This is a genomic window from Flavobacterium sp. I3-2, from assembly GCF_013389595.1.
Classification (GTDB): Bacteria; Bacteroidota; Bacteroidia; order Flavobacteriales; family Flavobacteriaceae; genus Flavobacterium.
Map to the genome: position 1 here is coordinate 1,188,055 of NZ_CP058306.1, position 14,052 is coordinate 1,202,106.

General features: G+C 31.0%; 14 protein-coding genes. 8 read left to right on the forward strand and 6 right to left on the reverse strand.

Annotation, left to right across the window (positions count from 1 at the left end):
- Positions 1 to 15: 15 nt before the first annotated feature.
- The 6 genes from HW119_RS05620 to panC form a co-directional block, all read right to left on the reverse strand.
- Entirely contained in the window at positions 16 to 690 is a 675-nt protein-coding gene (locus HW119_RS05620) for an SIMPL domain-containing protein (RefSeq protein ID WP_177761980.1), read from the reverse strand.
- 38 nt (positions 691 to 728) lie between these two features.
- Entirely contained in the window at positions 729 to 1,220 is a 492-nt protein-coding gene (locus HW119_RS05625) for a hypothetical protein (protein WP_177761982.1), read from the reverse strand.
- An 88-nt stretch (positions 1,221 to 1,308) separates the two neighbouring features.
- On the reverse strand, positions 1,309 to 2,670 hold the full coding sequence (gene radA, locus HW119_RS05630; RefSeq protein WP_177761984.1) for a DNA repair protein RadA: 1,362 nt from the start codon (positions 2,668 to 2,670) through the stop codon (positions 1,309 to 1,311).
- Positions 2,671 to 2,701: 31 nt separating this feature from the next.
- Entirely contained in the window at positions 2,702 to 3,664 is a 963-nt protein-coding gene (locus HW119_RS05635) for a lysylphosphatidylglycerol synthase transmembrane domain-containing protein (protein ID WP_177761986.1), read from the reverse strand.
- A 1-nt stretch (position 3,665) separates the two neighbouring features.
- Positions 3,666 to 4,016 (reverse strand): aspartate 1-decarboxylase, encoded by a 351-nt coding sequence (gene panD / locus HW119_RS05640; protein WP_177761988.1) that lies wholly within the window; start codon positions 4,014 to 4,016, stop codon positions 3,666 to 3,668.
- Between the two features lie 15 nt (positions 4,017 to 4,031).
- Positions 4,032 to 4,880 (reverse strand): pantoate--beta-alanine ligase, encoded by an 849-nt coding sequence (gene panC, locus HW119_RS05645; protein WP_177761990.1) that lies wholly within the window; start codon positions 4,878 to 4,880, stop codon positions 4,032 to 4,034.
- Between the two features lie 107 nt (positions 4,881 to 4,987).
- On the opposite strand from panC, the gene HW119_RS05650 reads away from it, so the two are divergent.
- The 8 genes from HW119_RS05650 (at position 4,988) to HW119_RS05685 (ending at position 14,044) form a co-directional block, all read left to right on the forward strand.
- Positions 4,988 to 5,794 (forward strand): glycogen/starch synthase, encoded by an 807-nt coding sequence (locus HW119_RS05650; protein ID WP_177761992.1) that lies wholly within the window; start codon positions 4,988 to 4,990, stop codon positions 5,792 to 5,794.
- Between the two features lie 12 nt (positions 5,795 to 5,806).
- On the forward strand, positions 5,807 to 7,438 hold the full coding sequence (locus HW119_RS05655) for a DUF4270 domain-containing protein (protein ID WP_177761994.1): 1,632 nt from the start codon (positions 5,807 to 5,809) through the stop codon (positions 7,436 to 7,438).
- Positions 7,439 to 7,441: 3 nt separating this feature from the next.
- On the forward strand, positions 7,442 to 9,289 hold the full coding sequence (gene glmS, locus HW119_RS05660) for a glutamine--fructose-6-phosphate transaminase (isomerizing) (protein WP_177761996.1): 1,848 nt from the start codon (positions 7,442 to 7,444) through the stop codon (positions 9,287 to 9,289).
- Between the two features lie 150 nt (positions 9,290 to 9,439).
- On the forward strand, positions 9,440 to 10,951 hold the full coding sequence (gene atpD / locus HW119_RS05665; protein WP_177761998.1) for a F0F1 ATP synthase subunit beta: 1,512 nt from the start codon (positions 9,440 to 9,442) through the stop codon (positions 10,949 to 10,951).
- Positions 10,952 to 11,009: 58 nt separating this feature from the next.
- Entirely contained in the window at positions 11,010 to 11,291 is a 282-nt protein-coding gene (locus tag HW119_RS05670; protein ID WP_177762000.1) for a F0F1 ATP synthase subunit epsilon, read from the forward strand.
- 104 nt (positions 11,292 to 11,395) lie between these two features.
- Entirely contained in the window at positions 11,396 to 12,484 is a 1,089-nt protein-coding gene (locus HW119_RS05675; protein WP_177762002.1) for a DUF2891 domain-containing protein, read from the forward strand.
- 22 nt (positions 12,485 to 12,506) lie between these two features.
- The gene (locus HW119_RS05680) at positions 12,507 to 13,190 is read left to right on the forward strand and encodes a hypothetical protein (RefSeq protein ID WP_177762004.1); all 684 of its coding nucleotides are present in this window, start codon (positions 12,507 to 12,509) and stop codon (positions 13,188 to 13,190) included.
- 536 nt (positions 13,191 to 13,726) lie between these two features.
- Complete coding sequence (locus tag HW119_RS05685; RefSeq protein WP_177762006.1) at positions 13,727 to 14,044, forward strand: hypothetical protein; 318 nt, start codon at positions 13,727 to 13,729, stop codon at positions 14,042 to 14,044.
- Positions 14,045 to 14,052: the final 8 nt, after the last annotated feature.

Here is a 14,052-nt window from a genome sequence, read left to right on the forward strand (position 1 = left end):
AAGTAATCTTCAGCTTTATTTAATTTCAAATTTGGCTTGAATTTCAAATTTTAATAATATCGGTTTAAAACCAATTTCATTTTTATTTTCGTTAGTATCTACAGAAATATTTGACATAAATTCAGGAGCTTTTGAAAGATAAACATCTGTATTTTCCTTAATTTCAAGTGCATTTCCAACTTTTTGGTTGATACTTTCTAATAAATAAGTAGCTTTATTTTTTGCAGCTTGTAAGGCAAGAATTTTTACTTCTTTGCGATACATTTCAATTTCAGAATGAGTCATTTCTTGTATGTAAAACGATTTTACATTAGCGTTATCAAACGCGTCCAAAGCACGGTTAACTTCTTCGATTGTATTCAGTTTTAATTCGAATTGTTTTTGTGTGACTAATTGATTTGTTTTTTTACGAACACGTAATTGATGTGCGTTGGCATTATTTAAAGACAATTTAGTTAACTCAATCTTTTGATTTTTAAGCTCGTTTAGAAATAACGTTTCTTGTTCATCGATTGTAATTTTATTTCTACCGTCTATTTGCTCTTTTAAAGTGATACTGAAAATAATTTCGTTCGGTATAATTTCTTTTTCAGCAGTTCCAATAACTTCAATAAATGGAGATGTTTGTAAGTTTTGTGCTTGAATGAATGTTGTAAAAAACAATAAAATAAGAAGATACGTATTTTTCATGGATTTTTTATTTAAATAAATTAAAACTGAAAGTTACTTCAGCTTTTTACTTTTAAGATGGCATCGTAAAGGTCTTTGTTTTTTTGAAACGCGTTGATATAAAAAATTTCATTTCTATTGGTAACTATTTTTAGACGTTCATTTTTCATAAATTTTTGAGGTAAAAAAATGACTTCTTTAACTTCCGAAAAATGAATATCATAATCAGATTCTGCAATATCTAAACGTTGTTTATCAACAAAAGCAAAACGTTTATTGGTAATAAAAAAGTTTCCTGAAACCCAATTGAATTTTGTTTGTTTGATGTTTACACCAAAAAGATTTAAAATTTCTTCATTCGTTTTTAATTTTAAATCTAAATTTTTATAAGGTTTAGAACCTCGATTCATCATCAGGCTTAATAGTATTCCGGTTAAAATAGCCCATAATACATTTGTGTATTGGAATTTGAATACGAATTGATCTAAAATCAATCTGATGATAAAAAAAAGGACAAACCCTAAAATAAAATAATTGTAATTAATCTTCATAAGCAAAATAATAAATGGTTAGTTGAGTAAAAATACATTTTTTTAACAATTATGCAACTATTTTTTTATTTGAATTTTGAATAAAAAATTAAAACAAAGCACTAACCAAATCTTCTATTTTTGAAACTAAAACCACTTCAATTTGTTTAGATTGATAAGTGATTTTATTGTATTTGGAAATGTAAATTTTAGAGAAACCTAATTTCTCTGCTTCTTGAATACGTTGGTCTACACGATTTACCGGACGAATTTCGCCTGAAAGTCCGACTTCACCTGCGAAACAAAAATCTTTAGAAACGGCATCATCTTCGTTTGAAGAAAGAATAGAAACGACAACAGCCAAATCAATTGCTGGGTCATCAACAGAAATTCCCCCTGTGATATTTAAGAAAACGTCTTTCATTCCTAAACGGAAACCAGCACGTTTTTCTAAAACAGCTAAAATCATGTTCAAGCGTTTTAGATTATAACCGGTTGCGCTTCGTTGCGGAGTTCCATAAACCGCTGTACTTACCAACGCTTGTACCTCAATCATCAGCGGACGCATGCCTTCTAAAGTGGATGCAATCGCAGTTCCAGAAAGTTCTTCTTGTCGGTGCGAAAGTAAAATTTCAGACGGATTTGAAACTTCTCGTAAACCCGAACCTTGCATTTCGTAAATTCCTAATTCGGCAGTTGAACCAAAACGATTTTTTAATGCACGAAGAATTCGGTACACGTGATTTCTGTCGCCTTCAAACTGAAGAACGGTATCAACCATGTGTTCTAAAATTTTGGGTCCTGCTATATTACCGTCTTTAGTAATATGCCCGATCAAAATTACAGGTGTTGAGGTTTCTTTTGCGAATTTAATCAACTCGGCAGTAGTTTCTTTAATCTGAGAAATAGTTCCGGCAGAAGCTTCGATATAATCGGTATGTAAAGTTTGAATCGAATCAATAATCAAAACATCAGGTTGAATATCTTCGATTTGCTTAAAGATATTTTGGGTATTCGTTTCCGTCAGAATATAACAAGTAGTATTATTCGGATTTACACGTTCGGCACGCATTTTAATTTGTTTCTGACTTTCCTCGCCAGAAACATATAAAACCTTATAAGGTAATTTTAACGACAATTGAAGCAACAACGTACTTTTTCCGATTCCGGGTTCGCCACCTAAAAGCACCATCGAACCAGGAACTAATCCACCACCAAGAACTCGGTTTAATTCGCCGTCTAACGTATTTAATCGGACTTCTTGCGAACTGTCAATTTCGTTTATCAATAAAGGTTTTGAAGCGCGTTTAACACCTAAAGTAGATTTGGTTTGCCAAGCTACTTTTTCTTCTTTTTGCACCACTTCTTCAACAATGGTATTCCACTGTTTACAAGCTGTACATTGACCTAACCATTTTGAAAATTGCGTTCCACAAGAGGAACAAAAGAAAGCCGTTTTTACTTTTGCCATATCATTTTAAATATAGCGTGAAGTTACGAAATTATTTATTTTTATTGAAGATAGGAAGTAATAAGAAAGACAATCCGCCCATTAAAACAATGATTGTGGTTTGCGAAGTCCAAAGAATCCAACCGAAAGTGGTACCAACGGTTGCAGAAATTCCGTAAAGCAATAAAACTTCAGAAATCATTAACGGAAAAGCTCCAAAACCACCGTTTGTGAAAGTTACAGCCAAACTTCCGACTACAAAAGAAACCATTACAACACCAAGTGAAATATCTGAAGTTTCTGCTAAAGCCAATGTTCCGAAGTAGAAAGTTAATACGTAAGAAATCCAAATGATTACGGTATGAAACAAAAATCCAAATCGGTTAGGCATTTTAAAAATACTTAAAACACCTTCGATCAAACCTTTGATTTTAGTTCGGATTAAAATAAAGAATTTCCATTTGGAATAAAACAAAAGATATATTCCGATGATTCCAAAAATCACTAAAACAGCTAAAAGTGTTAATAGTTTTTCGAATGGAATTTTTTCTAAAAGAAAATCTTTTAATTGGTTGTATTGTAAAAGAAATGCAGTTCCTACAAAAAGCAACAAACAAACCAAATCGATTAATCGTTCGGAAATGATGGTTCCAAAACTTTTATCGAACGAAATTTTTTGGTATTTCTGAAGCACCAATGCGCGCGAAACTTCGCCCGAACGTGGAACGGTTAAGTTTAATAAATATCCGATGGAAATCGCCATCAGATTATTTAAAAAATTAGATGAATATCCCAAATAATTTAAACCGTATTTCCATCGGTAAGCTCTTGAAAATAATCCAACTAACGAAAATACAGAAGATAAAATGATATAATTGTAATTAGCACCTTTGAAATAACTGGTCATTTCGGTTATTTGTTCGGGCGTAAATTTATTATATGCGTAAAAAACCAAAAAAACTCCCAACAAAAGTGGGAGTGATATATTTAATATTTTTTTTATTTGAGGACTCAAATTAAGTTAATGAGTTGTCGTTTTCGTTAGGAAATACGATTGAAGGCTTGAATGATTTAGCTTCTTCAAAATCCATAATTCCGTAAGAAATGATGATTACAATATCACCTTGATGTACTTTACGAGCTGCTGGTCCGTTTAAGCAAATTTCTCCGCTGTTACGAGTTCCCGGAATCGCATACGTTTCAAAACGTTCTCCATTGTTTACGTTAACAATAGAAACTTTTTCACCTTCGATAATATTTGAAGCTTCCATTAAAGCGGTGTCAATGGTAATACTTCCAATATAATTTAAATCGGCACCTGTAACTTTTACACGGTGGATTTTAGATTTTACTACTTCTACTTGCATAAGGCAAAGTTATAATTAATTTAATGAAATATTGTCTATTAATCGAACATTATCTAAATGAACAACTACAAAACCACGATATTTTGTGTTTTCTGTTTTTTCGATTGCTGTTTGTAAGGTTTTTTCGTCTGCGATTTCGAAATATTCTAATTCAAAATTCGAATGTTTTTTAAATTCATTCTCTACGAAATCAACAACTTCTTTGATTGATTTTGATTTGAATAAATTTTTAGCTTGCAACATAATTTGATTAATTAAAGTTGCTTCTTTTTTAGCTTCGTCAGAAAGTAATTCGTTTCGAGAGCTCATAGCTAAACCATCTTCTTGACGAAAAATCGGAACACCAACAATCTCTACCGGAAGTTTAAATTGTGTTGTCATGTTTCTAATAATTTGCAATTGTTGAAAATCTTTCTCGCCAAAATAAGCTTTATCGGCTTCAGTAATTTCAAAAAGTTTCTTTACAATCGTTCCAACACCGTTAAAATGACCTGGTCGGTTAGCACCTTCCATTTGGTTTTCTAAACCATCGTATTTAAAAATATCGGCAACAGCATTATCTGCATAAATATCTTCAACCGAAGGTGCGAAAACAATAATTTTGTCAGATAAACTTTCGATTAATTTAACATCTCTTTCTAAAGTTCTTGGATACTTTTCTAAGTCATTTGGATTGTTAAATTGCGTTGGATTGACAAAAATACTCACCACAACGATGTCATTTTGAGATAAAGCTTCTTGCATTAACGACAAATGACCCATGTGAATTGCTCCCATTGTTGGAACTAATCCGATGGTTTTACCTTTTGATTTTAAAGGACTTAAGTGTTCTTTAAGTGTAATTTGAGTAGTGTAAACTAACATCACATATGTTTTATAAGAGATGCAAAATTAGTATTTTAGATAATTATATCGACATTTTTTTGTAATTTTGTATGTTTTTACACAGAATATAATTAAATTCAAACACAATGAAAGACAAGAGGATATTATATGTATCATCTGAAGTAGTGCCATATTTACCAGAAAACGAGGTTTCTCAAATGTCGTTTGACACTCCGAAAATGATTAATGATTTAGGCGGGCAGATTAGAATTTTTATGCCAAGATACGGAAGTATTAATGAGAGAAGACATCAGTTACACGAAGTGATTAGATTATCTGGGATGAACTTGGTAATTAACGACATGGATATGCCTCTAATTATTAAGGTTGCTTCTATTCCGAAAGAAAGAATTCAGGTTTATTTTATCGATAATGACGAGTATTTTAAACGTAAACATACTTTTGTTGACGAAGAAAATATAATGTATGAAGATAATGACGAACGTGCGATTTTCTTTACAAAAGGAGTTGTTGAAACTGTTAAAAAGTTAAATTGGGTTCCGGATGTAATTCATGTGCAAGGATGGTTGGCGTCAATGTTACCATTATACATGAAAAAATACTATAAAGATGAAACGATTTTTGCTGATACAAAAATTGTAACTTCTGTATTTACAAAAACATTTGACCAAAAATTATCAGAAAACATGTATGATAAAGTTGCTTTCGATGGTTTTGAGTCTAGTGATATCGAAAATTTAAAAGAAGCTACTTTTGAAAATATTATGAAAAACGCTATCGATTTTTCAGATGGTGTTATTATTTCGTCTGAGAACATAACATCAGATTTAACAAATTATATAGAAACTTCAGGAAAACCTTTCTTACCTTTCACTCCGAAAGAGAAAATGTCAGAGATTTATACTGACTTTTATAGAAACAAAGTTTTATAAGAAATTATAGTTATGAAAAGAAAATCATTATTTGGAGTTGTAATTGCTACTGCTATTGCTGTTTTTACTCAATCATGTGACAGTGATTTTAATGAAATTGGTGCTGGAATATTTGGTGATGATGGGTTTGGTTTTGAATCTTATTCGGTTCAGAATTTAAATGCTTCAATTGTAAATACGGGTGAAGTAAGTACGAGAAATTTACCTGTTAATAATTTAGGTGTTTATAACGATGCTGTTTTTGGAAATACAACAGCTCATTTTGTTACACAATTAGAAATGAGTAAAGGTACTGAATTTACAAGTATTAGTAATAATCCTGTAATTGATTCTGTTTATGTTTATATTCCTTATAATAGTTCAATTGAAAATACAGATTCTGATGGTAATACAACTTATAAGTTAAATAACGTTTATGGAAATGGTACGTTTACATTAAACGTTTTTGAAAATGGTTACTTACTAAGAAATTTTGACCCAAATAATAATTTAGATACTCAAGAGTATTACTCTTCAGATAAATTACAGTTTGATTCTAATAAAAAAGGTATTGCTGGAGGAAGATTGAACAACTCGACAGCAACTGCTCAGAATACTAATTTTAAAATTAATGATCAAGAAATTCTTCTTTATAAATACGATAAAGATGGTGTAATTGTGAATGATTCAAATAATAATCCAACAGTTAAAGAGCGTAAAAAACCTGGTATTTGGTTGGATTTAGATAAAGCTTATTTTCAGAATGCATTTTTTGCTAACGACAAATACAAATCAATATTAAATAATACAGTACTTAAAGAATATTTCAGAGGACTTTATTTTAATGTTCAAGCAAATGGAAATCAAAATGCTTTAGCACAATTGAATATTGCTGGAGGAGAATTTGTTATTGTTTACAAAGGCGATAAATCTGCTACAGATATAACAAGAGAGCGTAAAACTGTAACTTTGAAAATGGGGTATTCTACCGATTTGAAAGCTTACGCAACAACGGTGAACTTAATCGAGAATGAAAATTCGGACGATTATAGTAATGCATTGACTTCGAATGTGTCGAACCCTTTGTGGATTAAAGGAAACAATGGTTCTATTGCGACAATTTCTCTTTTTGGAGCTGATGCTGATGGAAACGGTGTTGCTGATGAATTAGAAACAATAAAAGAAAATGACTGGTTAATCAATCAAGCTGTTTTGACGGTTTTTGTAGATAAATCAGTACAAACCAATAATACGGATTTTCAACCTAATCGTTTGATTGTTTATGATGCAAAAAACAATACAACATTAGTTGATTACAATACAGATGCTACTACAAGTCCAGTAAAAAATATTTATAATGGGATTATGGATATTTCAACTGATAACAATACAATAAAATATCGTTTTAGAATTACCAATCACGTCAATAACTTAATAAAAAGAGATTCGACCAATGTTGTTCTTGGCTTGGCAGTTACGAATGATATTTCGTTAAGTACATTTAATGTGTTGAAGAATGAAAAAACATCATTTAATACCAAAATTTCAAAAATCCCAACAGGCTCAGTTACATCGCCTTTTGGAACTATTTTATATGGACCTAACCACTCTGATGTAAGCACTAGAATGAAATTAGATTTATTTTATACCAAAAAAACCAATTAAAACATGTGTGGAATTGTAGGATATATTGGAACGAAAGAAGCGTATCCAATAATCATTAAAGGATTAAAAAGATTAGAATATCGCGGTTACGATAGTGCAGGGTTAGCATTATTTAACGGTGAAAAATTTATATCAAGTAAAACCAAAGGAAAAGTTTCAGATTTAGAATCTAGAGCTGAAGCAGAAGGTACTTTGAAGGGGTCTATGGGAATTGGACATACACGTTGGGCGACTCATGGAGTTCCAAACGATGTAAATTCGCATCCGCATTTTTCAAATTCTGGTGAATTAGTAATTATTCACAATGGAATTATTGAAAACTATGAACCATTAAAACAAGAATTAATCAAAAGAGGTTATACTTTTAAGTCTGATACAGATACAGAAGTTTTAGTTAATTTGATTGAGGATGTTCAACGAACAAATGGTTTAAAATTAGGTAAAGCTGTTCAAGTTGCATTGAATCAAGTTATTGGAGCTTATGCAATTTGTGTAATGGATATTAAAAAACCAAATGAAATAGTCGCGGCTCGTTTAGGAAGTCCATTAGCGATTGGTGTTGGTGAAAATGAATATTTCGTTGCTTCAGATGCTTCTCCTTTTATTGAATATACAAATAATGCTATTTATTTAGAAGATGAAGAAATGGCAATTATTCGTTTACATAAACCAATCAAGATTCGTAAAATTAAAGACGATGAATTGGTGAGTCCTTATGTTCAAGAATTGCAATTAAACTTAGAACAGATTGAAAAAGGTGGTTATGAGCATTTCATGTTAAAAGAAATTCACGAGCAGCCAGCTGTAATAAAAGATACTTTCCGTGGAAGATTATTATCTGAACAAGGTTTAATCAAAATGGCGGGAATAGAAGATAATATTCATAAATTCACAAACGCAAAACGAATTATAATTGTTGCTTGTGGTACTTCATGGCATGCAGGATTAGTTGCGGAATACATGATTGAAGAATTTGCTCGTATCCCTGTTGAGGTTGAATATGCATCTGAATTCCGTTATAGAAATCCAATCATCAATGGAGATGATGTAGTTATTGCAATTTCGCAATCTGGTGAAACTGCCGATACTTTAGCTGCGATTAAATTGGCTAAAGAAAAAGGAGCTTTTGTTTTCGGAGTTTGTAATGTGGTAGGTTCTTCTATTTCAAGAGAAACTCATGCTGGTGCTTATACACACGCTGGTCCAGAAATTGGAGTAGCTTCAACAAAAGCTTTTACAACTCAAATTACTGTTTTAGCATTAATCGCATTGCGTTTAGCAGAAGCAAAAGGTACCATGTCTAAATCTGAATACTTACGTAATCTTTTGGAATTAGAATTGATTCCAGAAAAAGTTGAGGAAGCTTTAAAAGAGGATTCAAATATTGTTAAGATTGCTGAAGTTTATAAAGATGCGACAAATTGTTTGTATTTAGGAAGAGGGTTTAATTATCCAGTTGCGTTAGAAGGAGCTTTAAAATTAAAAGAGATTTCTTACATTCATGCGGAAGGTTATCCAGCTGCAGAGATGAAACATGGTCCAATTGCCTTAATTGATGAGCACATGCCGGTAATTGTTATTGCACCAAATCAAAATCATTACGATAAGGTTGTGAGTAATATTCAAGAAATTAAAGCACGTAGCGGAAAAATTATAGCTGTGGTTTCTAAAGGAGATGTTCAAGTAAGAGCCTTAGCGGATCATGTAATTGAAATGCCTGAATCGACAGAAGCTTTAACTTCAATTATTGCAACAATTCCTTTACAATTATTGTCTTACCACATTGCAGTGATGAGAGAATGTAATGTAGATCAACCAAGAAATTTAGCTAAATCGGTTACGGTTGAATAGCTAAAATTATTGAAAAATAAGCGATAAATATATATTTCGAAATAATAGAATAAAAAACTTTAATTTTTAGATAAAAAAAATTATCTTTGCACTTTGAAAAAAGAGGTTTTTTCATAAACGATAAATAGCTGTTAAATAAAAACATAAGCAATGTCTAAAGTTACAGGAAAAGTTGCACAAGTTATCGGGCCAGTTGTTGACGTAGTTTTTGATACTACGAATGCTGAACTTCCGAAAATTTACGATTCATTAGAAATCACTAAAGAAGATGGTTCTAAATTAGTATTAGAAGTACAATCTCACGTTGGAGAAGACACTGTTCGTACCATTTCAATGGACTCAACAGATGGATTAAACCGTGGTTACGAGGTTGTTGCATTAGGAACCCCAATACAAATGCCAATTGGTAAAGACGTATTTGGACGTTTATTTAATGTAATTGGAGACGCTATCGACGGATTAGGAAATCTTCCAAAAACAGGAGAAAATGGTTTACCAATTCACAGACCAGCTCCAAAATTCGAAGATTTATCTACATCTTCAGAAATTTTATACACAGGTATCAAAGTAGTAGATTTGATTGCTCCTTACTCTAAAGGTGGTAAAATTGGATTATTCGGTGGTGCTGGTGTTGGAAAAACAGTATTGATTCAAGAGTTGATGAATAACATCGCTAAAGGTCACGGTGGTTTATCTGTATTCGCAGGAGTTGGAGAAAGAACTCGTGAAGGAAACGATTTATTACGTGAGATGTTAGAGTCAGGAATTATCAAATACGGTGAAGATTTCATGCACTCTATGGAAAATGGAGGATGGGATTTAACTAAGGTTGACAAACCAGGTATGAGAGATTCTAAAGCTACTTTCGTTTTCGGACAGATGAATGAACCACCAGGAGCTCGTGCTCGTGTTGCATTATCTGGATTAACTATCGCTGAATATTTCCGTGATGGTGCTGGAGATGGACAGGGAAAAGATGTATTATTCTTCGTTGATAATATCTTCCGTTTTACTCAAGCTGGTTCTGAAGTTTCTGCATTATTAGGGCGTATGCCTTCTGCAGTAGGTTACCAACCAACTTTAGCAACTGAGATGGGTGCAATGCAAGAACGTATTACATCTACAAAAACAGGTTCTATTACTTCTGTTCAGGCGGTTTACGTTCCTGCGGATGACTTAACGGATCCTGCTCCTGCTACAACTTTTGCTCACTTAGATGCTACAACTGTATTATCTCGTAAAATTGCTGAGTTAGGTATTTATCCAGCGGTAGATCCATTAGATTCTACTTCTCGTATCTTATCTAAAGAGGTTTTAGGTGCTGAACATTACGATTGTGCTCAAAGAGTAAAAATGATTTTACAAAAATATAAAGAGTTACAAGATATCATTGCGATTTTAGGTATGGAAGAATTATCAGAAGCTGATAAATTAGCTGTATCAAGAGCGCGTCGTGTACAACGTTTCTTATCTCAACCATTCCACGTTGCTGAGCAATTTACTGGTATTCCAGGTGTATTAGTTGATATTAAAGATACAATCAAAGGTTTCAACATGATTATCGATGGTGAATTAGATCATTTACCAGAAGCAGCTTTCAACTTAAAAGGTAGCATCGCTGATGTTATTAAAGCTGGAGATAAAATGTTAGCTGAAGTATAATCAAAATTTTAACTTGTATTATTTTTTAAAACAAGTTTAAAATTAAAATATATAAACTATGATTTTAGAAATAGTATCGCCAGAAGCGACATTGTTTTCAGGTGAAGTTACTTCGGTTTCTGTTCCTGGAATTGATGGAGAGTTTCAAATGTTATCAAACCACGCACCGATTGTTTCTTTATTAACTAAAGGAAATATCAAAATCGTTGGAAATAATCTAGCATTTGCACCTCAATTCGAATCTAAATTTGATAAGATAGATGCAAATACATTTTACTTACCAATCGAATTTGGAACATTAGAATTAAAAGATAATAAAATTAATATCTTAGCAAACTAAGATTTAATTGAATATATGAAAGCCCTAAATAGAATTACTGTTTAGGGCTTTTTTTTATTATAATTTTTCATGTTTTTCTTATATTTAAAAAAAAAGATTTAATTATGAATAAGATTTTCGGATTATTCGCATTAGCTGTGATTTTAATTGCTTGTAACGGCGAAAAAAATAAAGAAGCTACACAAACAGAAGATTTAAAATTAGAATTAGCAGAAGCTCAAAAAATTATAGCGCTTCCGATGCATTGTTTAGAAGTTGAATATCCAAATAAATTAGGTCAAGTTTTAGCTTCTGATGTCGAGTTAAAATTACCAAAACAATTACGCCCAATTTTTTATGGTTGCTTTGATTGGCATTCTTCTGCGCACGGATATTGGTCGGTTGTAAAACTTTGGAAACAATTTCCAGAACTTGATAAAAACGGTGAAATTGATTCGTTATTAACTCTCGTTTTCACACCAGAAAATGTCGCGATTGAAAAAGCATTTTTCGACGAACCACATAATAGAAATTTTGAACGAACTTATGGTTGGGCTTGGTTTTTTAAATTGCAAGAAGAATTGTATACTTGGAAAGACAATCCAAAAGCGCAACAATGGTATAAAAATTTACAACCACTCGAAAATGTTTTTACCGAACGTTATTTAGAATATCTCCCAAAATTAAATTATCCGATTAGAACCGGAACACATGATAATACAGCGTTTGGAATGGCTTTGACTTTAGAATATGCCGAAACGGTTGGAAATACAAAACTTAAAGAAGCCATTGAAGCAAAAGCCAAAGCTCTTTTTATGAATGATAAAAACTGTCCGATTGTGTATGAACCAAGTGGACATGATTTTCTTTCGCCTTGTTTGCAAGAAGCTTGGTTAATGAGTAAAGTTTTACCAACAGCCGATTACAAAACTTGGTTAAATGGTTTCTTACCTCAATTATTCGATACAAATTTCGATTTAGAAGTCGGTAAAGTTTCAGACAGAACCGATGGACATTTGGTACATTTAGACGGATTAAATTTTAGCCGTGCAACATGTTTGTTTCAAATTGCTCAAAAGCTTCCTGAATTGAATCATTTAAAACCGATAGCCGTAAAACACTTTAATGTTGCATTTCCGAACATATCAAATGATGATTATATGGGAAGCCATTGGTTGGGAAGTTTTGCTTTACAGGCTTTAGACGCTCAATAAGATTTTTTAAAATTGAAGATTTATGAAATATATTTTGTTTTTTGTATTGCAAATAAGTTGTTTTTCTTTTGGGCAAAATCGAACATTCGATATTTCCAATGATTCTATTTTGTTAGTTAAAATGGATGAGAATTTACTATTTGTTTCAAAAAACAAATTAGAAGAGGTGATAAAAGAACATCCTGAATTTTTAAATATTGACTATAATTCACCCGACATTTTATATGCTAAAAATTCAAAAGGTTTTGAAAGTGAAGTTGGTCAAGATGATTATTATTTATTTTACGCTTATTTTCTTTCAAAAAATCAGAATTCAGAAATTGATAAAATAAATCGAAATAAACTTTTAGAAATTTATACATCATTAAATAGAATTTATGCTTTGTTAGATAATGGAGGAACTGGTTTTGCACATTTATATAAACGTTTATACGGATATGCAGAATACAGTTTATTAATATATAACAACAATATTCAAGACGAAATAAAAGTAGATTTTAAACAACAGAAAACGTTATTTATAAAAAATTTAGAATTAATTGTTTCAAATCGATTGCAAAATGAATGGAATTATAGTAACTCAGAAAAAAAGAAAATTCAAATTGAATTAAACAAATTAATTGAGATTATAAAAAAATCGATAACAGACACTTATTTATTACTTGAGACACAAAAATTTATGTTTTCTACCTATCAAACATATTAATCAATTAGATTATGAAATCAATTCTATTCTTCATATTCGTTTCAGTTTCTGTCTTTGCGCAAAGCACTTATTTTGTAAAAGATAAATAAACGCAAAGTCCAATTACTTATGCTTCGATTTATAATAATAACGGAACATTTAAAATCAATTCAGAAAATGACGGAAGTTTTATTATTCCTGAAAAATTCAAAAAGGAAACTTTTATTATTGAATCGATTGGTTATGAAACGATTGAAACAAATTTAGAAAACACTGTTGTTTTTTTAGAAGATAAGGCTGAAACTCTTGAAGAGTTAGTAATCATTCCAAAATTAGGAACCAAAGAGATTAAAATTGGGAATGTAAAATATGAAAATGTAATTTCAGGTTATATTGGGAAAAATTCTGAACCATATTTAATTGCAAAAAAAATTAATCTTGATAAAAACAAAGAAATTTGTTTTTTAAAAAAAATAAATATATTAACTACTAGTTATAAAGATAAAATAAATTTTAGAATAAAAATATTTGATATTAAAGAAGGAAAACCAAATCAGTTGATTAATGATGAAGAAATAATTGTGACAACAGGTAAAGCAAATAAATTAGGAACTGGTAGAAAATCTTATTCTATATCATCAATTGATTTTGAAAAATATAATCTAAGAGTTCCTTCAGAAGGATTTTTTATTGCGGTAGAATGGATTATAAATAACCATAATTTAAGAGAAAATGGATGCTATCCTTTTATTTGGAGAGAAGAATCAAAAAATAACAAAGGAATTTTTGAATTTAATTATAAAAAAAATCAATGGGAGATTTTAGAAAACTCTATAAATAAAGATTTGTTATTCGAAGTAATCCTAACCAATTAATAAAAAAA